This is a genomic window from Pseudophaeobacter profundi, from assembly GCF_029697505.1.
Classification (GTDB): Bacteria; Pseudomonadota; Alphaproteobacteria; order Rhodobacterales; family Rhodobacteraceae; genus Pseudophaeobacter; species Pseudophaeobacter profundi.
The window spans coordinates 675,957-699,763 of record NZ_JARJEF010000001.1; the positions used below are offsets into that span (position 1 = coordinate 675,957).

20 protein-coding genes are annotated in these 23,807 nt (G+C 61.2%); 8 read left to right on the forward strand and 12 right to left on the reverse strand.

The annotated features are described in order from the left end of the window. From P2081_RS03155 to P2081_RS03165, 3 genes are read left to right on the forward strand one after another with little or no spacing between them, the layout of a single operon-like run. Positions 1-960 (forward strand): hypothetical protein, encoded by a 960-nt coding sequence (locus tag P2081_RS03155; RefSeq protein ID WP_278921412.1) that lies wholly within the window; start codon positions 1-3, stop codon positions 958-960. Further along, positions 957-3,497 (forward strand): hypothetical protein, encoded by a 2,541-nt coding sequence (locus P2081_RS03160; RefSeq protein WP_278921413.1) that lies wholly within the window; start codon positions 957-959, stop codon positions 3,495-3,497. The genes P2081_RS03155 and P2081_RS03160 overlap by 4 nt, the downstream gene beginning before the upstream one ends. Then, on the forward strand, positions 3,494-4,381 hold the full coding sequence (locus P2081_RS03165; protein ID WP_278921414.1) for a glycosyltransferase family 2 protein: 888 nt from the start codon (positions 3,494-3,496) through the stop codon (positions 4,379-4,381). Before P2081_RS03160 ends, P2081_RS03165 begins: the two co-directional genes overlap by 4 nt. Positions 4,382-4,397: 16 nt before the next feature. Here the strand turns inward: P2081_RS03165 and P2081_RS03170 are convergent, their stop codons facing one another. Further along, on the reverse strand, positions 4,398-5,609 hold the full coding sequence (locus P2081_RS03170) for a glycosyltransferase (RefSeq protein ID WP_278921415.1): 1,212 nt from the start codon (positions 5,607-5,609) through the stop codon (positions 4,398-4,400). Positions 5,610-5,911: 302 nt separating this feature from the next. On the opposite strand from P2081_RS03170, the gene P2081_RS03175 reads away from it, so the two are divergent. Further along, on the forward strand, positions 5,912-7,288 hold the full coding sequence (locus tag P2081_RS03175) for an oligosaccharide flippase family protein (RefSeq protein ID WP_278921416.1): 1,377 nt from the start codon (positions 5,912-5,914) through the stop codon (positions 7,286-7,288). 21 nt (positions 7,289-7,309) lie between these two features. On the opposite strand, the gene P2081_RS03180 is transcribed toward P2081_RS03175, so the two are convergent. The 3 genes from P2081_RS03180 to P2081_RS03190 all read right to left on the reverse strand — a co-directional run bounded on the left by P2081_RS03180 (position 7,310) and on the right by P2081_RS03190 (position 10,734). Then, a complete protein-coding gene (locus tag P2081_RS03180) occupies positions 7,310-8,605 on the reverse strand; it encodes a GumC domain-containing protein (RefSeq protein ID WP_278921417.1) in 1,296 nt (431 codons plus the stop codon). A 155-nt stretch (positions 8,606-8,760) separates the two neighbouring features. Continuing rightward, positions 8,761-9,840: a CpsD/CapB family tyrosine-protein kinase gene (locus P2081_RS03185; protein WP_278921418.1), complete on the reverse strand. Its 1,080-nt coding sequence runs from the start codon at positions 9,838-9,840 to the stop codon at positions 8,761-8,763. A gap of 246 nt (positions 9,841-10,086) precedes the next feature. After that, positions 10,087-10,734, reverse strand: a complete 648-nt coding sequence (locus P2081_RS03190; protein ID WP_278921419.1) for a sugar transferase — start codon at positions 10,732-10,734, stop codon at positions 10,087-10,089. Between the two features lie 673 nt (positions 10,735-11,407). Here P2081_RS03190 and P2081_RS03195 point away from each other — a divergent pair. Next, on the forward strand, positions 11,408-12,283 hold the full coding sequence (locus tag P2081_RS03195) for a 2-dehydro-3-deoxygalactonokinase (protein ID WP_278921420.1): 876 nt from the start codon (positions 11,408-11,410) through the stop codon (positions 12,281-12,283). On the opposite strand, the gene P2081_RS03200 is transcribed toward P2081_RS03195, so the two are convergent. Further along, on the reverse strand, positions 12,280-13,080 hold the full coding sequence (locus tag P2081_RS03200) for a TIGR03084 family metal-binding protein (protein ID WP_278921421.1): 801 nt from the start codon (positions 13,078-13,080) through the stop codon (positions 12,280-12,282). The two genes, P2081_RS03195 and P2081_RS03200, sit on opposite strands and share 4 nt — an antisense overlap. Positions 13,081-13,198: 118 nt before the next feature. Between P2081_RS03200 and P2081_RS03205 the strand changes: the two genes are divergently transcribed. Next, entirely contained in the window at positions 13,199-13,861 is a 663-nt protein-coding gene (locus tag P2081_RS03205) for a TetR/AcrR family transcriptional regulator (RefSeq protein WP_278921422.1), read from the forward strand. A gap of 155 nt (positions 13,862-14,016) precedes the next feature. Here the strand turns inward: P2081_RS03205 and P2081_RS03210 are convergent, their stop codons facing one another. Further along, positions 14,017-15,144 (reverse strand): THUMP domain-containing class I SAM-dependent RNA methyltransferase, encoded by a 1,128-nt coding sequence (locus P2081_RS03210; RefSeq protein WP_278921423.1) that lies wholly within the window; start codon positions 15,142-15,144, stop codon positions 14,017-14,019. A gap of 356 nt (positions 15,145-15,500) precedes the next feature. Between P2081_RS03210 and P2081_RS03215 the strand changes: the two genes are divergently transcribed. Beyond that, positions 15,501-17,111: an ATP-binding protein gene (locus P2081_RS03215; RefSeq protein ID WP_278921424.1), complete on the forward strand. Its 1,611-nt coding sequence runs from the start codon at positions 15,501-15,503 to the stop codon at positions 17,109-17,111. Between the two features lie 74 nt (positions 17,112-17,185). Here P2081_RS03215 and P2081_RS03220 read toward each other — a convergent pair whose 3' ends face one another. Continuing rightward, positions 17,186-18,115 carry a LysR substrate-binding domain-containing protein gene (locus P2081_RS03220; protein ID WP_278921425.1) on the reverse strand — a complete coding sequence of 310 codons (930 nt, stop codon included), beginning with the start codon at positions 18,113-18,115 and terminating at the stop codon, positions 17,186-17,188. Positions 18,116-18,203: 88 nt separating this feature from the next. Between P2081_RS03220 and P2081_RS03225 the strand changes: the two genes are divergently transcribed. Further along, entirely contained in the window at positions 18,204-18,872 is a 669-nt protein-coding gene (locus P2081_RS03225; protein ID WP_278921426.1) for an FMN-dependent NADH-azoreductase, read from the forward strand. A 74-nt stretch (positions 18,873-18,946) separates the two neighbouring features. Here P2081_RS03225 and P2081_RS03230 read toward each other — a convergent pair whose 3' ends face one another. Genes P2081_RS03230 through P2081_RS03250 form a run of 5 tightly spaced genes read right to left on the reverse strand, consistent with a single transcriptional unit; the run spans position 18,947 to position 23,748 of the window. Continuing rightward, positions 18,947-19,648, reverse strand: coding sequence for a DUF1989 domain-containing protein (locus tag P2081_RS03230; RefSeq protein ID WP_278921427.1), 702 nt, complete (start codon positions 19,646-19,648; stop codon positions 18,947-18,949). Between the two features lie 2 nt (positions 19,649-19,650). After that, a complete protein-coding gene (locus P2081_RS03235) occupies positions 19,651-20,544 on the reverse strand; it encodes a polysaccharide deacetylase family protein (protein ID WP_278921428.1) in 894 nt (297 codons plus the stop codon). After that, positions 20,541-21,809: an amidase family protein gene (locus P2081_RS03240; RefSeq protein ID WP_278921429.1), complete on the reverse strand. Its 1,269-nt coding sequence runs from the start codon at positions 21,807-21,809 to the stop codon at positions 20,541-20,543. Before P2081_RS03240 ends, P2081_RS03235 begins: the two co-directional genes overlap by 4 nt. Beyond that, positions 21,806-22,924, reverse strand: coding sequence for an ABC transporter ATP-binding protein (locus P2081_RS03245; RefSeq protein WP_278921430.1), 1,119 nt, complete (start codon positions 22,922-22,924; stop codon positions 21,806-21,808). The genes P2081_RS03240 and P2081_RS03245 overlap by 4 nt, the downstream gene beginning before the upstream one ends. After that, complete coding sequence (locus P2081_RS03250) at positions 22,921-23,748, reverse strand: ABC transporter permease (RefSeq protein ID WP_278921457.1); 828 nt, start codon at positions 23,746-23,748, stop codon at positions 22,921-22,923. Before P2081_RS03250 ends, P2081_RS03245 begins: the two co-directional genes overlap by 4 nt. Positions 23,749-23,807: the final 59 nt, after the last annotated feature.

Sequence of the window (23,807 nt, forward strand, 5' to 3'; positions counted from 1 at the left end):
ATGCGGACACGCCCTACCCTTATGGCTCTTGTTGCGCTGGCAACCGCACTGGTGCTCTGGCCCCTGATACGTTGGTTTGCCCCTGCGCCGCTGCCGCCGGTCGCGACACGCGAACCCCCACAGGCGCCGCTTGCGGTCTTTCACCTTGGCCATTCCCTGGTCGGGCCGGAGGTGCCGCACATGCTGGCACAACTGGCCCCCCAGGGGCATATCTGGAACAGCCAGCTTGGTTCTGGTACCGCACTGAAAGAACACTGGGAGCCGGAACTGGCGATCCGCGACTTTGACACCGCCAACAGCTCCCCCGCCTACCGTGACGCGCGCAGCGCCATTGGATCGGGTGAATATGACGCCGTAGTCCTGACCGAGATGGTCGAGCTGCGCGACGCCCTGCGCTATTTTGACGGGGCAGAGTATTTTCACCGCTGGGCCGATCTGGCCCGCAGCAGCAACCCCGATACCCAGATCTTTCTATATGAAACCTGGCACCACCTGGATGACCCGGCAGGCTGGGAGACCCGGATCGCGCAGGATCTGGCACCGCTCTGGCTGGAAAAACTAACCGGCAAGGACAGCCGCGCCACGCCCGATCGCGCCGCCTATCTAATCCCGGCTGGACAGGTGATGGCGGCTGTTGCCCGCGCCGCCGAAGCAGGCGAGATCGACGGGCTGAAGGCACGCAGCGATCTGTTTAGCCGCAATGATCAAGGTGGCATTGATACCATCCACCTGAATGATCTGGGGGCTTATGTGGTGGCGCTGACCCATTATTCAGTGCTCTACCTGCGCCCGCCGCTGGGGTTGCCGCATCAGCTGACCCGCGCCAACGGCCTCCCAGCGCAGGCCCTGTCGGCACAGGGGGCCGCCGAGATTCAACGCATTGTCTGGCAGGTGGTTCAAGCCCAGCCCCGCAGCGGCTTTGCCGCCAAGGGGGGCGCCCAGGCGTCGGCAGACCCATGAACCTGGAAACCCTGATCACATCGGTATTGATGGTGGGGCATTCGCTGTTTGGCCCTGACAATCCGGTCATGCTGCAACAGCTGCTGGCGGAACAGTCCGCCGCCCCGGCCAAAATCACCGTCGAGGCCCAGATCATCAATGGCGCACCGCTCAGCTACAATTGGCAACATGGCGACAGTGCCGAGGGCATCAACGCCCGGCAACGGCTTGCCGCCCCGGTGGATGTGGTCATCGTGACCGAAGCCATTCCCCTGGCCAATCATCTGAAGTGGAGCGGCACCGAACAGGCCATCACCCAGTATTATGAGCGCGCCCGCGCCACCAATCCCGAGGTGCGCTTTTACCTGCAGGAAACCTGGCACAGTCTTGCCAGTGGCACCGGCGTGCAGGTGCAGTTTGATGATGGGGCCGACCAGCCCTGGCGCAACCGCCTAGAGCAGGATCTGCCGCGCTGGCAGGCCCTGGTGGACGAGGTCAACAACAGCACGCAGGGCGATATTCGCCTATTGCCCGCCGGCCAGGCCATGGCGCGGCTGGATGATGCCATTCAGGCCGGAACAGTGCCGGGATTGCGCAATATCTCGCAGGTCTTTGCCGACGATATCCACCCCAATGCCATTGGATTTTATTACCTCAGCCTGGTGCAATATGTGGTGCTGTCCGGGCAGGATCCACGCGGGCTGCCGCATCAGCTGCATGACCGATGGGGCAAGGCCTTTGCCGCGCCAGCGCCCGCACTGGCCGCGCGCCTGCAAGAGCTGGCCTGGGCCGCCGCCCAGGGCGCAGATGTTGCCTCGCCCGCGCTGCCGCAGGATCCACCGCCGCCACCGGCAGAGCCCGCTATGGCGCAGCTCAATGGGCCTGTGGCCCAGCCTGTGCCGCAGGCAAGCTCTCCACGCCATTCAGAGGCGCCGCCCCCGGAACGCCAGCCCATCGCCATGAACCTGATGCCCCTGGCCGATTGGAGCCCACAGGCACCATTCCTGGATCATTTCAAGACAGCGCGCCCCTGGGTTGGGCACCTGCCGGGTCAGTGGGGCGGCGCAACAGAGGCCGACCTGAGGGCAGCCGGCTACCTTGATCCCGACGGCTGGCCGACTGCACTGCCACCCGAGCTTGGCTCTATCGGGACGGTGATCCTGACCGACCTGCCGGAAACTGCGCAATCGCTGGCCGGGCGCTATGTGCTGCGCTTTGAGGGCCAGGGCATTGTCGAAGTCTCAGGCCGGGCGCACAATCAGCGCTATGGCAAGGGCGAGGTGTCGTTTGACTACACCCCCGGACCCGGCCCGGTTGAAATTCGCCTGCAGCGCATTGGCCGCGATGGCACTTATCCGCGCAATATCACCGTGGTCAGGGAAGACCAGCAAGAGGCCTTTGCCGCCGGCGAGATCTTCAATCCGCGCTGGCTTGATCTGCTGGACGGCTTTGCCGCGCTGCGCTTCATGGATTGGATGCAGACCAATAATTCACCGCTGATCGGCTGGGAGGACCGGCCCAGGGTCCGCGACTATTCCTGGGCGCGCAAGGGCGTGCCACTGGAGATCATGCTGGAGCTCGCCAATCAATTGGGCACTGATCCCTGGTTCAACATGCCGCATCAGGCCGATGACAGCTATATCCGCAACTTTGCCAAACAGGTAGCGGCGGATCTGGACGCGGACCTCAAGACCTATGTGGAATATTCCAACGAGGTATGGAACTGGCAGTTCGATCAGGCCCGCTGGGCGGACGAACAGGCGCAGGCCCGCTGGGGCGGCAAAGAGCTGTGGATGCAATTCTATGGCGGCCGTGCGGCCGAGGTCGCGCAGATCTGGGGGGCGGCCTTTGACAGTGCGCCACCAACGCGGCTGGTGCGGGTTCTGGCCACCCAGACCGGCTGGCTGGGGCTGGAAGAACAAATCCTGACAGCGCCGCTCTGGCAGGCGGAAGAAGCCGACCGCCTGCCCCCTGCCCGCTATTTCGATGCCTATGCGGTGACCGGCTATTTTGGCGGCATCCTGGGGGTGAAAGACCGCGCGCCCATTGTGCGCGCCTGGATTGGCGACAGCCAGCAACACGCCCAACAGGCCGCCGCCGCAAAAGGCCTGCGTGGCGATGCCGCCCGCGTTTTCATCGCGGCGCATCAATACGATGTCGCCAGCGAACAGGCCGCGATAGAGCTGACCGACGGTCTGGTCACCGGCGATGCTACCGATACGCTCAGCGATTTGCTCGGCCGGGTGCTGCCCTACCACAAGGAGGTTGCCGATCGGCATGGGCTGGATCTGATCATGTATGAAGGCGGCAGCCATGTGGTGGGTATCGGCCCCATGGTCGAGGATGCGCTGCTCACCGGATTTTTCACCCATTTCAACTATACGCCCCAGATGGGCGCGCTTTACGCACAATTGCTTGCGCGCTGGCAGGAGCTGGGCGGCAGTCTGTTCACCGCCTATGCCGATGTCTCCGTGCCGGGGAAATGGGGCAGCTGGGGGGCGCTGCGCAGCCTCAGCGACAGCAACCCACGCTGGTCCGCATTGGAGGCGGTGAAATGACCTCGCCGCCCCGCTCTGTCCCGCATGCCGCCACCGCGCCTCAGGTCAGTATCCTGATCCCGGCCCATAATGAGGCCGCCTATATCGCGTCCTGCCTGCAAGCCGTCTTTGCCTCTGATCCGCTACCAGAAGGTCAGCAGGGAGAGGTGCTTTTGCTGGCCAATGGCTGCAACGACGCCACGGTTGCAAATGCCAGGGCCGCCTTTGCCGCAGCCAGGGCAGAGGCCCCCCACTGGCACCTCACCGTCCTGGATCTGCCCGAAGGCGGCAAACTCAAGGCGCTGAATGCAGGCGATGCGGTGGCGCGCGGCCGGGTGCTGATCTATCTGGACGCAGATGTCACGGTAGACCCCGCCTTGATTGGCCAGCTCACGCGCGCGCTCAGCACCGATCAGCCGCGCTATGCCAGCGGCACCCCCCAGATTGCCCCAGCCCAAAGCGCCCTGACACGGGCCTATGGCCGGTTTTGGACGCGCCTGCCCTTTGTGCAACAGGGGGTGCCTGGCTTTGGGCTCTTTGCAATGAACCGCGCCGGGCGGCGGCGCTGGCAGGACTGGCCCGACATTATTGCAGACGACAGTTTTGCCCGGCTGTCCTTTAGCCCCAGCGAACGGATCAAGCTGCCGGGGAAGTATCATTGGCCACTGGTAGAGGGGTTTCGCAATCTGACCCGCGTCAGGCGGCGACAAAACGCGGGTGTTGCGGAACTGGCGGAGACCCACCCCAAGCTGTTGGAAAATGATGACAAAGCGAACCCGAACTGGCGCGAAACCCTGCACCTGTTTGGGCAGGACCCCTCTGGTTTTGCCGCCTATGCACTGGTCACGCTGGCCGTAAAGACACCGCTGTTTCGATCAACTCAGCGCTGGACCCGAGGCCGCTGAACGCGGGATCTATATCCTAGATCTTGGGGCTTGCTGCGGCAAACAGCGTCGCCAGTTTCGCCGCCTCGCGGTCGCTGTCATGGCGTTCCAACACGCGCGCACGCCCCGCCTGCCCCATGGCGTCAAGCCTGGGCTGCGGTGTTTCAGCAAGATCGGTGATGGCACGGGCCAGAACACCCACCTCGCCCGCGGGAACCAGCCAGCCGGTTTGGCCCGGCAAGACCAGCTCGGGCGTGCCCGCAATATAGGTGGCCAGAACCGGACGCGCGGCCGCCATGGCCTCCATCACCACCATCGGCAGACCTTCGGCAAAGGAGGGCATGACCAGCGCATGCGACTCAGCCAACGCCTGTCGCACCCCAGCCTCTGATAGCCAACCAGTCAGGGTGACGTTGTTTTGCAGCCCAAGGTCGGTGATCGCAGCCTCCAGTTCGGCGCGCATTTCGCCATCCCCAATGAGCGACAGATGTACCTGCGGGTGGGTCTTCACCACCTCGCCAAGCGACTGCAACAGGATCATCTGGCCCTTTTGTTCGACAAAGCGGCCAATGGCCGCCAAGCGCAGCGCCCCCTGCGGCACCGAGGCAGGCGCATCAAAGCGCGCCGGCTCAATGCCACAATGCACCACATGCAGCCGCTCCCAGGCGCTGAAATCCGCCCAACGGCTCAGTTGGCTCTTGCCGAAACTGCTGATCGCCACGGCAAAGCGCGCCCGGTTGACCTTTTCGCCCAGCGACAGGGCGAGCGGCGCGTCGAACTCTTCTGGACCATGGGTGGTGAAACTGTACCCCGGCCCCCCCAGTGCCTGCACCAGCAAGGCAACAGTACTGGCATTGGTGCCAAAATGGGCGTGCAGATGGGAAATTCCCCCCGCCCGGCATCGCTGTGCTACATAGCAGGCCTCGACCAGATAGATGAGATGGCGCAGCACCCCAACCTGCGAGACCCGGCCCAGCCGGATTGCCCGCCGCAGAGCCCGCAGCCAGGCCACTGGTGCACGCGCTGCCTGCGTCAGTGTCGCCACCAGAAGGTGCCAGGGACCCGCCAGCAGGACATAGTGTGTTTTCCCCGCTTCTGCCTGATCGCCCGGATCAACCAGTGGTGCCGAGCCAGGCCGCATGGCCAGCCGCAGCACGGTCAGGCCCTGACGTTCCAGCGCCTGGATTTCGCGGCGGATAAAACTATGGGACGGCTGCGGGTAACTGTTCAGGATATAAGCGATTATCAAAGGCTCATGCTCCCGTCGGTCAGCCAGTACCTGGTCAGCGTAGCGGCTCTATTGCGGCTTGCCTAGGGGGCTTTCCCGGATCGGGTTCGCAAAATACAGCCCCTGTTTTCAAAGCTGGTGCAATGGCCCACCAGCTGCCAGACTGTCTTGCCAGCGCGCCGCTTTCCTACCATGAATTCACCCAGGGCAGCCGCAGCAATTGACGCCCCTCCACGCACTGCATAGCCTCGCAAAATCCGCCCAAACGACCGCAGGGGCAGCCGCCCCACCATGGCCCATATGAATGGCCAGCAGGAGAAGACATGAAACAGATGGCGCAGCGTTTTTGGGGCACGGGACTGCTGGCCAGGGTGCTGCGCTCGGCCTCTTGGCTGATGATTGGCTATGGCAGCAGTCAGGCCCTGCGACTGGCCGCCAATCTGATCCTGGCGCGCCTGCTCTTCCCCGAGGCCTTTGGCCTGATGGCGCTGGTCACCGTCGTCACGGTGGGTCTGTCGCTGTTTTCGGACCTTGGGATTGGTCCATCAATTGCGCAGAACGCCCGCGGCGACGATCCCGAATTCCTCAACACCGCCTGGAGCCTTCAGGTGCTGCGCGGCTTTGCACTGTGGTTGCTGACTCTGGCGTTGGCATGGCCGATGGCGTGGTTCTACGCGGCACCAGAGCTGTTGTATTATCTGCCGATCGCCGGGATTGGCCTGGCGATTGCCGGCTTTTTCCCCACCAGGATCGAGACCGCACACCGCCACCTTTTGGTGGGGCGCGTCACCCTGCTGGATCTGTGCGCGCAGGCAATTGGCATTGGCTGCATGGTGCTGTTGGCCTGGATCAGCGGATCTGTTCTGGCCCTGGTGCTGGGCGGGGTGATCCAGGCCGCGGCCAAGCTGATGCTGACCCACTATGGCCTGCCGGGGCGGCGCAACCAATTCCGCTGGGAGCCTGCGGCCGCAAAGGAGCTGGTGCGCTTTGGCAAGTGGATTTTTCTGTCTACCGCCTTTTGGTTTTTGACCTCGCAGGGGGATCGCGCCATTTTAGGGAAATTCGTCTCGCTTGAGGTCCTGGGGATCTACAATATCGGCTTTTTTCTGGCGAGTTTTCCGATGCTTCTGGGGCATGCCATCAATCAGCGGCTGATGATCCCGGTCTACCGCGACAAGCCCATTTCGGCCGATCCGGCCAATCGGCGCAAACAGCGCCTGCTGCGGGCAGGGCTGACCGGTGCCATCCTGTCGATGCTGCTGCTGATGGCCTGGATTGGCCCCTGGCTGGTCGATGTTTTATATGATCCGCGCTATGCCCCGGCGGGGGCCATGATCGTGCTGATCTCGCTGGCGCTGGTGCCTGCGGTGATTACCATGACCTATGATCAGGCGGCACTGGCTGCGGGGGATAGCCGCTCGTTTTTTGTCTTCACTGCCAGCCGGGCGCTGCTGCAAACGGGCCTGTTTTTACTGGCAACCCTGTGGTTTGGCCTGCCCGGCGGGATTGTCGCCATGGGTGGGGGCATGCTGGTGGCCTATCCGGTACTGATATGGCTGGCGCGCAGGCATCAAGCCTGGGATCCGGTCCATGATCTGCTTTTTGCCATCCTTGCCGGGATCTGTGGCACCGGCGCAATCTATTGGCATTTCGGGCGGATACAGACCCTGGTCACCACCCTGGTGCCTCCACTAGGTTAATCAACAGTGGTGAGGAGCAAATCAGCGGCGGGCTGTTTTTTGCAGTCGGACAGCGCCCCTGCCGCGCAAGCCAGAGAACAAGCGTCCCAAAAGCCCGGCACCGCGCCCCGATGCCGCGCGCAACACCGGGATCGCAACCACTGGCTCCAGGCCCGTTTCGCGCTCCATCTGTTTTGCCGTGCGCAGAACCGGGGTGCGCAATTCTAGCGCAAAGGCGACCGCTAACGCCACCAGAATGCTGGCCACGCCCCCCATCACGGCCTTTTTCTTGCGTGATCCGGTCGAGGGATAATCCGCCAATCCGGCAGGCTCCAGAACGGTCAGGCGCTCTCCCTGCCGCGAAGTTTCAAGACGAAAGCCGACTTCGGCCTCGTTGCGCCGGGCTGACACCACTTCCAGCTCTCCCTGCAGGGCCTGCACCTGCCGGGTATAGGCCCCCAGCTGACGCTGCACTTCGGGCGTGGTCTGCAGGGCTGCTTCCAGCTCGCGTTTGCGTTGCGACAAGAGGGCATGCTGGGCGTCCAGGGTTTCAAGCTGTTCCTGCGCTTCGGCCAGCAGACGGCGTGCAGTCGCCGGGCGTTCCGTGGCGCTGGCCTGATCGGCCTCACGCCGGATCAGGATCTTTTCACGGGCGATATCCAGCAGGCCCTGGTTGATTGCCGTCACTTCGCTGCGGCGAAATTCGACCGTCCCAGGCAGGACCACGTCATTGGCCGCATGAAAGGACGCGATTTCATCTTCCAGCACGGCGATCTGACTGCTCAGCGCCGCTTCCTTTTCCGCAAAGAAGCTCAGGGTTTCGCGGGCCTGTTCGATCCGGCTGCTGACGCTCAGCTCGATGGTGCGGCGGCCAAATTCGCTGGCCACCTGCTGCGCCTGCAGAGCCGTTGGCATCGTCGCCGAGATGGTCAGAACCGAAATGGTGCCGTCGTCGGTAAAGCCTTCGCGCGCCGCCGCCACCCCGGTGATATTGACCGCGTTACGCAGCCGCACAACCTTTTCGGTCGAGGTTAGGCTTGGCTGGTCCTGATAGAGGCCAAATTTTTCGATGATCTCCAGCAGGCTACCACGCGCCATCAGGCGCTGTTCGATCAACTGCATCCGCCGCGCCGAAGATCCCTCGACGGTAGAGCGCGCCAAATCATCTGCAATAGTGGGGCGGGTGACCTGCAGCACCTCGGTGCTACCGTACATATGCTGCTGATTCAGCGCCAGCCAGAGCGATAGAATGCTACCTAATACAATGACATAGACAATCGCGGCGGCGCGGCGGCGCAGCATACGGAAGAAATCCGTCAGTGAAAAAATAGGCCCCATGGCTCTGCTTTCTTTGTGGTCGCGTACCCGGCACTGGGTCACGGTTACCCCAGCCTAGATCATAGCAACCGGGCAAAACTGTGACCGGCATGGGTCAACTGATGGCCAGCCAGCCGCGCCAGTGATCGTCAGGACGCCCCCTATGTGTGTTCTGTCTATTCGGCCCGGTTCAGCACCACCCCAAGCAGCGGCGCGTGCCCGGCCAGCATCTTTTCGCAGGCCGCAAGTTCTGCGGCGGTGGTCCGCGTGCCATCCGAGATCAGCAGCACCCCATCGACCTGCGGCAAGAAGGCAGCAACATCATCATGTTCCAGAACCGGTGGCAGATCAAACAGTACCGTCTCGGCGCTGGTCGCCTCTATCATATCTGCAATGGCCGCTGCCGCGCGGGGATCATGCAACAAATCAGAAGCATTTTGATCTGGCGCGCTATTGCTGCCCACGGCCAATGTATCGCTCAGGCGTTGCAGATGCTGATCAAAGGTCGCCTTTTGTGCCAGGAACGCTGCCATATTGCCATGTGGGGCAATGCCCAGCGCCTGAGCAACGCCGGGTTGGCGAAAGTTCATATCCATCAACAGGCTGCGGCTTTCGGGAACCCGCGCCAGGCTAAGCGCCAGATTGACCGCGCAGAAGGTGGTTCCGCCGCCCGCCCTGGGGCTGGTAACTGCGACCCGCGACCAGCCATGCGCATTGAGGCTGTGCAACAGCCGGGTACGCAACAGATCAAAGGCACGCGCCGTTGGCGAGGCCCGAAATGCGCTCACCAAAGGCAGGCGAGATGCCTTTGGCCCGCCAAAATCAAAAGGAATTTGTTCGATCTGATTCCAGGGATCAAAGCGGGTTGGCAACACTTCCATTGGTGGCTGTATGATATCGACACGCGATTGCGCTGCCAGGTTTAGCGGCCGTCGGCGTCGGCCTGTCACGGGCACATCTTCTACAGCCGCCGCCGGTTTGGCGGCAGGCGCAGTATTTTCCTGCCCGAATTCAGCCTCAGGCTCTGGTTGATATCCGCGGTCCAGAAATGGTTCTGCAGCTGGTTCTGGCCGTTGGTCTGCTGCTTGGTCCGACGTGGACTGCCGGTTACGGCGGCGAAACCTCTTGAATCCCTGTTGCGTCATGCGATCCTCACCGTCCGGTTCAAAAGCGCGCGCTGGCCCGTCGCTGGCAGCGCCGCCGGCTGGACGACCGATGGGACGACCAACTGGGGCTGATACTGCAAAATGCTTCATACGTCATCTCCTGACAGATCCAACATTGAGGGCCGCAAAATGCCCTGGCCAATACTCGGCACAGCCCCGGCGACGCGCGTCCTGTTCTGGGGGCCCACACATGCTACCCTCATAATTCCTGCCCTTGCAAACCTCTGACCGGCCCATCTGGTTGCTGTGCCCATGTGCCAAACCGCCTATACTGCCGCGCAACAGATCCTGATCTCGGGGCTTGGCCTGTGACGGCCACACTCAACCACATAGAGATTAATATCCCGTGCCCCTGGCCACCACGCCGATGGTACGCCACAGCAGGCGCAGATCCTGCCGCAGCCCCATTTGGCGCAGATAGCTGGCATCGGCCGTCGCCCGCGCAGCAAAGCTGCTCTCGTTGCGGGTAGAGACCTGCCAGATCCCGGTAATGCCAGGCTTGACGGTAAAATAGGCGAAAGGCTCCCCATAGAGCGGCAATTGCTCGGGCAGCATCGGGCGCGGGCCAACCAGGCTCATCTCTCCGGTGAAGACATTCCAGAGTTGCGGCAATTCATCCAGAGAGGTCATGCGCAAAATGCGCCCCATCCGGGTAATGCGCGGATCAGATTTCAGCTTTTGGGTGGTCTCCCATTCATGGCGCAGCTTGGGGTCGTTTTGCAAATATCCTTGCAACCGCGCATCCGCGTCCCGCACCATGGAGCGTAGTTTGTAGATGCGAAACCGCTTGCCATTTTGGCCCAGGCGTTCCTGGCTGTAAAACGGCAGGCCGCTTTCCAGCCACAAAATCAGCGCACAAAATACGACGACAGGCAGGACCACCGGCAACGCCAATACCACAAGGGTCAGATCCAGCACCCGCTTACCGACCACTGAATAGGCCGTTTTCTTCTGTTCTGTGATCAGCGCAACGCTGCCGCCCATGGGACGCTCTTGCGAAGCCTTTGAGATCTGCAAAGGCAGCCCAGATAGAGCCCATACCTGCTCCACTCTTTCCGAGACGAAATCTTTCATCGTATTCCCCTGCACTCAATACTGGTGTCCCAGGGATTGCCCCCCTGGAAACCTCGGCTTTCAAATGTCCTATTGCCCACAACAGCAGCGAAGCGGGCTATATCGTCACCTTCAAAGCGTGTCTCGAAACATGCCCCCACATGCTTCGCGCCTGATAAGATGCCTGGCCCAATGGCCGCGTCGCTCATTCAAGCGACAGCATTCGATGACATCTACAATTTAGCCATTTTTGCGAAAATTATAACTAAAGGATAGGAAATATGACAAAATCAGGCCCAGGTCGCGCGAAAATGGAAACAATCCATCCTCTCGCCGCAAAACTATCCCCAAATGATTGCAATCGACGAAGGTCATACCCTTTTTTCGACCCTCAAATTGCCTGATTCCTGACACGTGCCTGACGCCTCTTTTCTCAGGCCCGCGCTGCGGCCTTTGCCTCGGATGCTGGGAAGCAGAGCAAACAGAGGGCGGCAACAGGGCTGGCCCAAGAGGGTTTGAAACCGGCGCAGCACAGGCTATGACACGGGCGATCATCCTGAAGGCAGGCCTCAGGCCCGACACGTTTCACAAAGGGAGCAAGACAATGTGCTCAGCCCACAGCCAAAACAACTGGACCGCCGCATGGGTTGGGAGCAACGAGGTCACCCTTTGGACCATGTCGGCACGCGAGGTTGTGCAACGCCATAGCACCCTCCGCAGCCAATCCGATGCGCAGCAGGATTTGCTGACCGCCCTTCAACAGGCAGAGGTGTCGACGCGCGATCCAATTCTGGCCTGTGGTCTTTCTCAGGCGGCAGCGGTAGAGGTCCCCGCCAAGCCCGCGGAACTGGCACCAGTGCAGCTGGATATTGCCCCTTGGCACCTGTTGGCCCTGTCCGGTCTGCGCCAGAAGACCCCCCTGGCGCTGATGCAAGGCAACACCGCGCAGGTTGGCGGCTTTCTCGCGCTCAACCCGAAATGGGACGGGGTGATCTGCCTGCCGGGTGCTGTCACCCATTGGGTTCAGGTCAGCGCCGTCGAAGTGGTCAGTTTTCAAAGCACCCTGTCCAGCGGTCTCCAGGCCGCCCTGGCGCAGCAATTATCCATTGACGACGATTGGTCTGAAAGCGCCCTGAAGGACGCCGTGGCCGAAACCATGTCGCGCCCCGAACGCCTTGCCGCGCGACTGGCCGAATTACATGCAAACCATCAGCTGCAGGCGGCGCAAAACCCCGAAATCTCTGGCAGGCTTTGGGGCTATTTGCTGGGGGCAGAACTGTCAGCAGCCCGGCCCTATTGGCTGGGGCAAAATCTGGCCCTCATTGGTTCCGACCATATGGCGGCCCCCTATCTGGCCGCCCTGTCGGCCCAGGGGCTGCCCGTCACCCAGGCCGACCCTACGCGCATGGCGCTAGAGGGGCTGATCGCCGCCTGGCGCCGCCTGAACGACAAGACCGACGCAGAGCCACCAGCGAGCTAGGCCCGCTGTTGGTGGCGCGCCCCTTTGGCGGGGGGCGTTTCCACCGGTCCTGCAAAACATTGTGCAACCTCCATCCAGCGCGCCGCCGCCGCGCCGCAGGTTTCCAGGCTGGTGTCGGCAATGTTGCGGACCTGGGTCACCACCTGGGCAAATTCGACCGCTGCACCGCGCACCAGGTTATCCTCTTGCGGGGTGTTCCAAGTCCAGACCGCCCCGGACGGGCCGGTAAGTTCGACATAGGGCGCAGGCTCTGGCGCAGCTTCACCGCGATTGGCAAAGGTCCAGCCATAGGTCGACACCCCCAGATGGGCGATATTGCGGATCCGGTCCTGCTCTATCCGGTCGATCCCCAACACATCAAAGATCTCCTGGCCGTGGGCCCAGGTCTCCATCTGGCGGGCGGTAATCGCGCTCAGCGCGCTCATATCCGGACCAATCCACTTCACCCGCTGCTTGGGGTCGGCTTTAGCATAGGCATCGGCGCAGCTATCGGCACCGGCACGCCAGGCCTCGAACAGGGGCCGACCTGACAGCCCATCGAGCCAGCCAAACTGGCTTTGCAGGATCGATTTCCCCGCCTGCATCTCTGCCAAGATCGGGCTGATGAAGGCATCAAACGGCCCGGCCCCTTGCAACGCGGTCTCGGCCGCCACGTTGAACAGGTGCAGGTGCCCCAATACGTGATCAATCGTCCAATCCTTGAACTGGGTCACCCGGTGCAGATCTGCCTCTGGCAGATCCTGCAGCACCGCCGCCAAGGCTTGGCTTTCGGCGCGAAAATCATTCGCTTGTTGCATGGTCTTCTCCCTCATCTTCCGCACTCTGTCTCAATCAAATGCCGCTGCGTCCGATCCCCAACAGCTGATTGGACAGACCATGCGTTCTGTTTTACGATTCTGCAAAAAGGATAGGCAGATGGGCGCAGGAACCAAAGACCAACCGAACGTCACGCCCCGCCGCGTGGCCCAGACCCGCAGCCGCATTCTGGAAGCCGTGATCACCAGCCTGGACGAGGTGGGGTATTCGGAATGTTCAATCAACCGGGTGCAGCAGCTTGCTGGCGTATCGCGCGGCGCTCTGACGCATCACTTTCCCAGCAAGGAAGACATCATGGTGCAGACACTGCTGCAACTGTTGGCGCCAGTGCGCGGCCCGGCCTCGCCTACCGAAGAGGCCCAGTTGTTGCAACCCACCCCCGAGATGGGCACCCTCCCCGATCAGCTGCAACACCTATGGCACCGGGTGATCAACACCCGCGAGGGACGCGCCCTGATGGAGATCCTGGTGGCGGCCCGCACCGATCCTGCCCTGAGCGCCCGTATTACCCCAGCGCTTTGGGCCTACAATGACGATTTCAACCGCAATATTGCCCATCTGTACCAAGCCAGCGCTGCCCACGCCAAAGAGTTCTCTTTGCTCTGGTCGATCTGCCGCAGTTTCATGCGCGGACTGCACAGCCAGGCGGCCTATGAACGTGACCCGGAAATCATCACCAAAATGGTTGATCTGTTTGGCCGCATCATGGCGCCCCACCTTTCGCCGCGCGCCCCGGCAGAAGGCCCGCCAGCCGCGCCCTAGGGCCAAAGACCTGCGCACCCTGCCTATTCAATACCCACGAGACCTCAATACACACGCGACGGGGCGCAGGGCTGTCGGTTTTGATCGTGCCGCACCATCGGCCCGAAATTGGCAGAGCTGCCGCTGTGGCCCCTCCCCCCGTGGCACGCTGGGCGTCACGGCAAGGGCTTGGTCTTGAACAGCCTGATCTTCAGACCGCCATGCGCGACCGGAGCAGACAGGGGCAAAAGCGGCAGCCCGGTGGCCTTGGCCAGCCCGGTTTCACTGGTGACAATCCCCACTCGCCAGCCTGAGAACCGCTCCATCAGGGTTTTACCCAGCGCACCATAGAGGGCAAAGAGCAGCTTTTTGTTGCCAATCCGGGCGCCGTAAGGCGGGTTGACGATGACCAGTCCGGGCGGGCCCTTGGGCGGCATCAGGTCGCTGACCGCCTGATGGCTGAATGTCGTACACCCGGCTACACCGGCGCGCTCTGCGTTGGCACTGGCCATTTCGACAGCGCCCGCATTGCGGTCAGAGCCGTAAAAGTGCAACGTCGCGATATCCACATCCGCCGGGGTCAGGTCGGCCTTCAGCCTCGCATAGGCCTCGGCGTCGAAACTGGCCAGCTGTTCAAAGGCAAAGGCGCGGCTGCGCCCTGGCACCAGACCCAGCGCAATTTCGGCGGCTTCGATCACAAAGGTGCCAGAGCCACACATCGGATCGACCACAGGCTCACCGCCATCAAAGCCGCAATCGCGCAGGAAGAGCGCCGCCAGGTTTTCCCGCATCGGCGCCTTGCCCACGGCCGATTTATGGCCGCGTTTGTGCAGCCCCTCGCCCGAGGTATCGACACTGAACTGGCACATATTGTCATCAATACGCAGCTTGAGCGTCAGCGCCGCGTCTTTGGATAGGCTGGCACCAAAGCTTTCTACCAATGCAGTTTCAACCCGCTGCGCAGCGGCCCCGGCGTGATAAATCTTGGATTTCTTGTTGGTGGTCACTTCCACCTTCAGGGGCACATCCTTGCGCAGGATGTCACCCCAGGGGAATTTGCGCGATCGCTTGTCCAGCTGGGCCAGATGAAAGGCGCGGAACTCACCGATGCGCGCCAGCACGCGGGCAGCCCCGCGCAGGCACAGGTTCGCCCGCCAGACCTCGCGCCAGTCGCCCTGGACGGTAACGCCACCGGGAACGGATTTGGCAGCGACAAAGCCCGCTTCTTTAGCTTCGGCCAGCAGGGCAGGTTCAAGCCCCGGCGCTGCAGTCAGGAAGATCTCAAATGTGTCTGTATGGTTCATGTGCCCTCATACCGCGATTTTTCTCCGTCGGCGATGGCTATTTACCGCGGCACCTGTCTCCCTTGCGTGGCACGCGACGGCACCATGGCGTGGACGAAGGCTTTGCGCAGGAAGTCGGCTTTGCAAAATCTAGGCACAATTTGTAAACAGTCTTCAGGAATGTACTCAAGGTCCTCCATTTGGCGCAGTCCGTATCCAAAGTGAGCCTTGTCAGCCAAATAATGCAGCCTACTCGCGATGTTGCGGCAGCCACATTTAAATTTGGTTAGGAGAAACTTGATAATAGGTTGGGTTCAGGTATGTACTCGGCGCCCAGATAGTCGGGCACGTGTTCTAATGCGCAGAGGAAATGACGCGTGAAGCGACTGCAAGTAGACGAACTCTATGCCATTTTGGATGCTGTGGGCATAGCTGTAATCGTTTTGGAGGTCGGTGACGACGGAATCCCCCGATACATCGCGATTAACAAGCGGTCTCGGGAAATGGCCAAGCTCCCTGAGAACGGTTGGTTCAGGAAGTCAGCTTTAGAGTTGTTTGGTGGTTCTACTGGAGAACGAGCGCTTGCTGTTCAAAAGGACGTGGTGCGTTCTGCCAAAGAAACTACCTATGAAATCAATTTGCCGGCCATTTCGGGGACCCGATACATTCGGAACACGATGACCCCCGTTTTTGATCAAGCGGGACGGCTCACTCACCTCGTTGGCTCAATGGAAGATCTGACTTCTGAACGCGAACGTGACGCGGCTTTGGAGCTTACCAGGATAGCCAAAGAAAAGGCGGAAGAAGCGAACAAGGCCAAAGAACGGTTTTTGGCCAATATGAGCCATGAAATCAGGACCCCTATGAACGGCATTCTTGGTATCTGTGAGTTGTTGCGAGAGACCAACTTGGATCACGAGCAGTCGCTATTTGCGAGTACAATTTTCAATTCTGCCAATGCGTTGCTGGAAATCATCAATGAGGTGTTAGATTATTCGCAGATAACGGCGGACAAGGTCTCGTTGCGGAATGAACCTTTTTCATTGCGTGTTCTTGTTGAGGACATTGCAGTACTCCTTTCCGCAAAAACGGCCTACAAGGGGCTGGATTTTCGTGTGAACTATCCAGAAGGCGTCTCATCAACGTTCATCGGGGATGTCAACAAAGTCCGTCAAGTCCTGTTGAATCTGATAGGTAACGCGATAAAATTCACTGAAGAAGGGCATGTTTCAGTCACGGTTTCCCATGATCACGGGCGACAGACAGGCCCACTTCGGTTCCAGGTTTCAGATACTGGCTGCGGAATTGAGAAAAGCAAGCTGCGCAGCATCTTCTCAGCCTTTGAACAAGCAGGTGGTTCGCCCAAAGCGGTCTCGGAAGGCACAGGTCTTGGGCTCGCGATTTCACAGGCACTTGTTGAGCGCATGGGGGGAGAGATCTCGGTCGATTCTACGCCCGGCGAAGGCTCGACTTTTATCGTATCGCTTGACCTGACGGCGCAGGCTTCGACAGGCGACATCTCCACAGCAGTAAAGGAGACGCCATCGCCAGATCGGTTAGCTACAGGTATCACCCATGAAGCCGTTTTTTCGGAGACAACCGATTTGAAAGGGCTGAACGGACTGCGAATACTCGTGGCCGAGGACAATCTGACCAACCAGTTGATTGTTGGAAAAATGCTCAATAAATCAGGTGTAGATCTCAAGTTTGCAGCGAATGGAGCACTCGCGCTTGAGGCCTATCTCGCTTCGGAATACGATTTGATACTGATGGATCTTTCCATGCCGGTTATGGGCGGCCTCGAAGCGACCCAAAGGATCCGCAAACACGAGAAAGATACCGGGCGAGCACCGTGTAAGATTATTGCGCTGACCGCAAATGCACAGAAAAGCGACATAAAAGCCTGTACTGAAAACGGCATGAATGGCTTTTTGTCAAAGCCATTTCGAAAGCATGAGCTGATAACCTGCCTGAGCTCATTGGATTGAAACGTTACTCCCATAACCTTTAAAGTCTTGCTTGGTTTACCGCAGGATATTCCGGAATTACGCGCATGCAGCGGCTAACTGGAAGCACGCGCCCATGAAGCAAAGTGCTCCACTTCGGCAAAACGCGGATGATCGCTGCGGCTCACCGCCCAAAAAGTTCTGCCGGGCAAAACCGCGTCAGACAGGCGCACTAGGTGCCCGGCTGCGACAGCGGCGCCAGCCAACACGCTAGAAGCGAGTACCACGCCCTGACCTGCAAGCGCCGAGTCAATGGCATTGATTTCCTCGGAAAAGTGCTGTGTGATTTCCGGCACCTCCCCCCCGAGCCCGGCTGCGTGAGACCAGCGCTGCCAGCTAGGCGACGCTTCCGCGCCGCAATTCCAGCGGTACTGGATCAGCGGCAGGCGCAAAATACCGGCGTCATCGTTGATCGGAGTCCGGCGCAGCAGTTCCGGCGCGCAGAGCGGTATCAGGCTGTCTTCGAACAGCGGCAGCCAATGATCTTGGGGCTGCGGCTGGACTGCGTAGCGAACCGCAAAGTCGACATCGCTACCGGACAGGTCTACCGGCTGGTTGTCGGCCTCGACCTTCAGGTTCAGCCCGGTCTGACTGCGCAATGCGGGCAGGCGCCGCATGAGCCAGAGGCTGGCAAAAGCCACCGTGACGGAAACCGTCAGCGGGCGGTCCGTATCCAGCTGCGAAATCCCTGCGATGGCACTGCTCATGCGGTCGAAACTCTCGCGCAGCACCGGATACAATGCCGCGCCTTCTGCCGACAGGCGGATCGGGCGCGGATAGCGGTGGAAGAGTTTCACCTCCAGGATCTCTTCCAGCTGGCGGATCTGGTGGCTGATCGCGGTTGGCGTCAGGTGAAGCTCGGCCGCGGCTCGGGCGAAATGCAGATGCCGGGCGGCGGCTTCAAAAGCACGTAGCGCGTGGAGCGGAGGCAGGCGCCGCATCGGTTCAATCCTTTCCGTTCGGGGTGGAGCCAGGGTGAATTTCATTCATCCTGACCATGAAAAATTCGCCTTCGCCAGAGGGTTGGCCGCTTGGTAGGCGTAATGCGCAGTGCATAAACTCAGGAGATTGCCCATGCCCACTCTGTTGCGAATCGATGCAAGCGCCCAGCTTGAAGAACGCTCCCTCACACGTCATCTGACCGGGTTGTTCACTCATAACTTTCTGGCTCAGGCACCGGACACGAAAGTGATCACCCGGGATGTCGGCCTGAACCCGGTTCCTGCGATCGACCATAAATTCATCCATGCAGCCTTTACCCCCTCCGACGAACGTGAGCCGTGGATGAAAGAGCGTCTGGCGCTGTCCGACGAGTTGGTCGATGAGGTGATCGCGGCGGATATCATCGTCCTGGGCGCGCCGATGTACAACTACGGAATGCCGACCGCCCTGAAAGGCTGGATCGACCACATCGCGCGGATCGGTCGGACCTTTTCCTTTGACCTTGCCCGCGGCGACACGCCGATCGAGCCGATCCTGTCGGGAAAACGGCTGGTGGTGCTGTCGTCGCGTGGTGAATTCGGCTTTGCCCCAGGTGGTGTGCGGGCCCATCTCAACGCGCTTGACCCGGCTCTGGCGGCTTGTGCGCATTACTTCGGCGTCGCGCAGGCGGATATCGAGACGGTCGCTATCGAATATCAGGAATTCAAAGACGCACGTCACGAGGCGTCGGTTGAATCGGCAGAGGCCCGTACCCGCGACCTGGCCGTGAAACTGGCCGGTGGGGCGGCGCAAGCGGCCTGAAACAACCCTTTGAAACGGTAAAGCTAGATGGCGCGGATCGAAATCCGCGCCATCAATTCGTAATGCAGTCAGGTTCATTCGGGCTTCCGGTGCAGCTTGACCTCCAGCGCGCTTGGCTCAGCATCTTCACCATTGATCGGTAGAAGGTCCATCGGGCAGCAGGAAATCACCACCACAGCGTCCATTTCAGCGCGGAACAGCACACGATCCCCTTTGGTCGAGACAGGGGGCCGCCACTCCATCGCGCCACCTTCGACGATAGGCGTGTTCATCCAGAGGTTCAGCGGGCAAGGTACTGATGCCGGACGTAAGCCGATTGCCCCCAGCGCCATGCGTAGGTTGTCGGTGCAATTGTCGTGATAACCGTGATGTCCAAGTTGGGCATACCGGTGAATATCACAGGACGCGACAAGCGTGTCGTGAACGCCGGGCGAGCTGTCCTCAACCAGTGTCAGGATAGGGCGCCGCCGGTTGGTCACCAGCGCGTCGCCGGGACGTGGCGAAATGCGACGCAGTGTCGGGCGCAGGTGCTCCATCGACAGATATTCGTTGCAGTCACCTTCGGCAAAGGCCCAGAAATCGCCGATCTGGCTGCCGTCGCGGTTGATAACCGACAGCAGCTCTCCCTTTTTCACGCGCATCGCCCGGCCCTGACGGGCGGGAATGGTGTAGGTGGTATTGGGGCTGAGGCGGCCATCCTCTGCAAGCGTCTGATGCGCGCTCGGGTTCTCACCGTCGGGCTGTGCGGCATCAAACGGGGTATTGAGGTTATCCATCATCATTTCTCCATCAGGACGGGATGCGTGTAGGGGGCTGCGGGCTCACGATGCGGCTGCCAAGCCCCTTCGGCCTCCTGGCTTGCGGCGTAGGCGGCGATCTCTTCCAGCGGTGCGAACCAGACATCGCCTCGCGACAGCACCTCTTCAAGCCACCGCTCCACCACCCGCCAGCGGGCCAGCCGCCCGGTCAGGAACGGGTGCCATATCCCGATCCAGAGCCCGCCAGCCTCGTATTGCGCCTCAAACTCCTCAAAGGAGGCCTCCAGCCCGCGGCGTGGCGACATCACCGGCATCTTGTAGCCGATCTCGTCGAAATGAGCGAAAGGCGGCCAGTCATCGCTGCCCCAATGCACCGGCAATTCGAACAGAGCCCCGGATGCGGTGTCGATCCGATAGGGCAGATCGTCCGCCATCATCGAGCTTTCGTAGGTCAACCCGTGTTTCACCGCGAGCGACAGCACCTCGGGGGTGACATTGTAGACCGGGGCGCGATAGCCGCGCGGGGTGGTGCCGGTCATCTGCCGGTGAACCGCAAGCGCGCGTTCGAACCAATAGGTCTGTTCCTCGGCGCTCTGTTCGGCAGGGTCTTCGTGCAGATACCCATGGTGACCGATCTCATGCCCGCCCGCGAGGATCGCCTCGACCGTTTCGGGGTATTGCTCCATCACCCAGCCGGGCATGAAAAAGGACTGTTTGAGCCCCAACCGCCGGTAGGTTTCAAGAATACGCGGCACACCGGAATTCGGACCATACCGGCCCATGCTGATCGGGTAGAGGCGACGGTGCCCATCGTCCGGACGGGCGATGTGGATCAGGCTGTCGGCATCCACGTCAAACGTGATCGCACAGGCACATCGGGCACCGTTTGGCCATTCTATCGGGTTACGGATCATGTCGGGGTTTCCTTTTGCATCAGCAGCGTTTCGACCATTGCCGCAGTGGCAAGCAGGGTGCGGTCACTGTCTGGCGGACCGACCAACTGCAATCCCACCCAAGCCCCCGCGTCCGTTTTCCCGGCTGGCAGAGAAATGGCGGGCAAATCCAGCAGGCTCGCTGGCATGGTCAGGCGTAGAGCCGCAGTATTTGCTGCGGCAAAGGTTTCGGGATCTTCCAGCAGCGGCGCCAAGTGCGGGGCTTCGATGGCAACCGTCGGCAGGAGGTAGATGGTATCGGAGGCCCGGACCGTTTCGCGCAACGCTCTGGCACCCTGTTTGACGCGCGCGATCTTGTCCGGGTCCAGACCGGCCGACGCACGCAGCCGCGCCGCGACAAAAGGGTCAAGGTGAGGAGCGTTCTCGGTTTCGAGCAGGTGCCCATAGGTTTCGACCGCCTCAATGGCGCCCGGCCAGCCGCCCGCGCGGATCAGCGCCAGCGCCTCATCCAAAGGCGACTGTCTGGTGTGCTCCATCAAGACGCCCGCCTGTTCGAGAGCTGTCACCGCCTCCTCGCAGCGCTGGGAGACCGGCGCGGCAACACCGCCCCCGTCGAGCACGTCGCTGAGCACCGAAAGGCCGCTGGCCGCGTCCGGGCGGGCTGCATCGCCGGACAGAATGGCATCCAGCTTGATGATATCGGCAACCGAACGGGCAAAGCTGCCAACCGTGTCATAGCTGGGCGCGAGTGGCATCACGCCGCTCATCGGATACCGTCCGCGCGTGGGCCGAAAGCCCACCACGCCCTGAAACGCCGCAGGCACCCGGCAGGAGCCTGCAGTATCGGTGCCGACTGCGAGGCGGGTGATCCCACGCGCAACAGAGGCCGCAGCCCCCGAGGAGGACCCGCCTGGTACCCGCCCGTCGAGGAGCGGAGTGCCGTGGTGCGGATTGTACCCGATGCCAGAGAACGCCAGCTCCGATTGATTGGTGACGCCGATGCTGACCAGACCGGCTTTGCTGGCCCGATCTACGACCTCTGCATCCGCAGCCGCGGGCGCCTCCGCACGCCAGTGCGAGGAGCCTGCACGCGTGGTGACGCCCTTGATCGCAATCATATCCTTCCAAGAGACCGTGCTCCCATCCAGGGGGCCCAATCTTTCGATGCGATCATCGCTTTGACGCGCTTCCGCACGGGCACGGTCCGGCAACAGGGACAGAAAAACCTCCCCTTCCCGCCCGGCTCGCCGCAGAGCGTCCACGGTATTGTCGACAACAGACCTCATGCAGCCCTCACCTTGGGACCCGGCCCCGATTGTCGCGCACTCTCCAGAAGAAAGCCGTCATCGGAGTGCCAGGACGCATAGACCCGCGCGCCGATGCTTGCGTCCAACTGCTCTAGGTCGCGCTGTTGGAGTTGTGCCACAAGGCTGTGACCAGATGCGGTTTCCAGGTGCAAATTGACGACGGCCCCGGCAAATTCCTCTGATACCAGCGTGCAGGCGATTTCGTTTTCGCCCCAGCCCGGCTCAACCGTCACGGAAATCCTGTCCGCCCGCACAGCCAGATCTGCGGCTGCGCCTTCGGCCAGCCCGCTGCTGTGGGAAAGCCGGACTTTGCCGTCGCGTGTGTCCAGGAAGCGTTTGCCGTCCTCGTTGCCCGAAACCTTTCCTTCCAGCAGGCTGATCCCACCGACAAACCGCGCAACAAATTTGCTGCGCGGCCGCAGGAAGATGTCCTGCGGGCTGCCAATTTGTTCGACCCTGCCAGCGTTCATGATGACAACCCGGTCGGCGAGCGAAAAGGCCTCTGAATGGCTGTGGGTGACATAGACAAAGGTGATACCGAGCTCGCGCTGGAGCTTCTTCAGCTCTCCCTGCATCTTGATTGCCATATGGGCGTCGAGCGCCGAAAGCGGCTCGTCCAAGAGCAGCACTTTGGGTTCCAGCACCAGGCTGCGGGCAAGGGCAACGCGCTGGCGCTGACCGCCTGACAGACGCGCGACATTGCGGTCTGCGTAGGTGGAAATGCCCAGCCGTTCCAGCCAGTCGTCGGCGCGGCGGCGGCGCTCTGCCCCGGCAACGCCGCGCATCTTCAGTCCGAACTCGACGTTTTCCCGCACGGTCATGAAGGGAAACAGCGCCAGGCTTTGCCAGACCATGGGGGTTTCCCGCTCCCAGACCGGCAGTTGGTCGATCCGGTTGCCCGCAAGGGTGATCTCACCCCGGTCTGCGGTCTCAAGTCCGGCAAGCATGCGCAGGCTCGTGGTCTTGCCACAGCCGGACGGCCCCATGATTGCGATGAACTCCCCTTGCGCAATATCCAGCGAAAACTCTTCGACGGCGATGAAGTTACCATAGGACTTGGCAAGCCCCGCCAGTTTCAGATGTGTGTTGGTCATGATGTCTCCTCCTTGGACATGGCGCCGCCGCTCTGGCGCAGGACCACGGCAAGCGCGATCAGAACCAGCGTCAGGGTGACGGAAAAACTCAATGTGCCGATGACGTGGATGGTCGGGTCGACCTGCCCCTGAAGCGTGGTCAGAACCGCAACGGGAATGGTCTGGTTCAAGCCGCCCGTGAACCAGGAGATCACATACTCGTCGAATGACACGGCAAAGGTGATCAGGAAGGCAGCGAGGATGGCGGGCAACGTATGCGGCAGCACGATGCGGGCGAGCGCGGAATGCGGCAGGGCACCGAGGTTCTGGGCTGCGGTTTCCAGCGTTTCATCCAGTTGCGCCAGCCGCAGACGGCAGACTGCCATCGCGAAGGGCGCGGCGATCACGACATGCGCGGCAACCACGGCCGCAAGCGTGCCGGCAATGCCGATGCGGGAGAAGAAAGCCAGCATCGCCAAACCCAGGATGACCAGCGGCACCGTCGGCGGCAGCAAGGCCAGCGCCAGCACGGCCTTCTGGCCAAAGAACCGGAAACGATAATCCGCATAGGCTGCGGCAAATCCCAGGGCTGTGGCAATCAGCGCGGTGATCCCCGCAACCGTCAGGCTGTTGCCGAGGGCCTCTAGCATGGCGCGGTCGGTCAGGACCTGCGCATACCACTTGGTGCTGAACCCGGACATATCGAGGCTTGGGAAGCGGTCAGCGCTGAAGGAAAACAGGACCGCCGACAGGATCGGTGCGTAGAGCAGCAGGAATACCAATTGTTGATTGTCACTGAGAACTGACCCGGTATGCCGATAAATTGTCACTGAGAATTGACCCATGTGAACACACTGCCCCGACGGTTTTCGTTGGGGGGATTGGGAGTGATAGACATGGGATT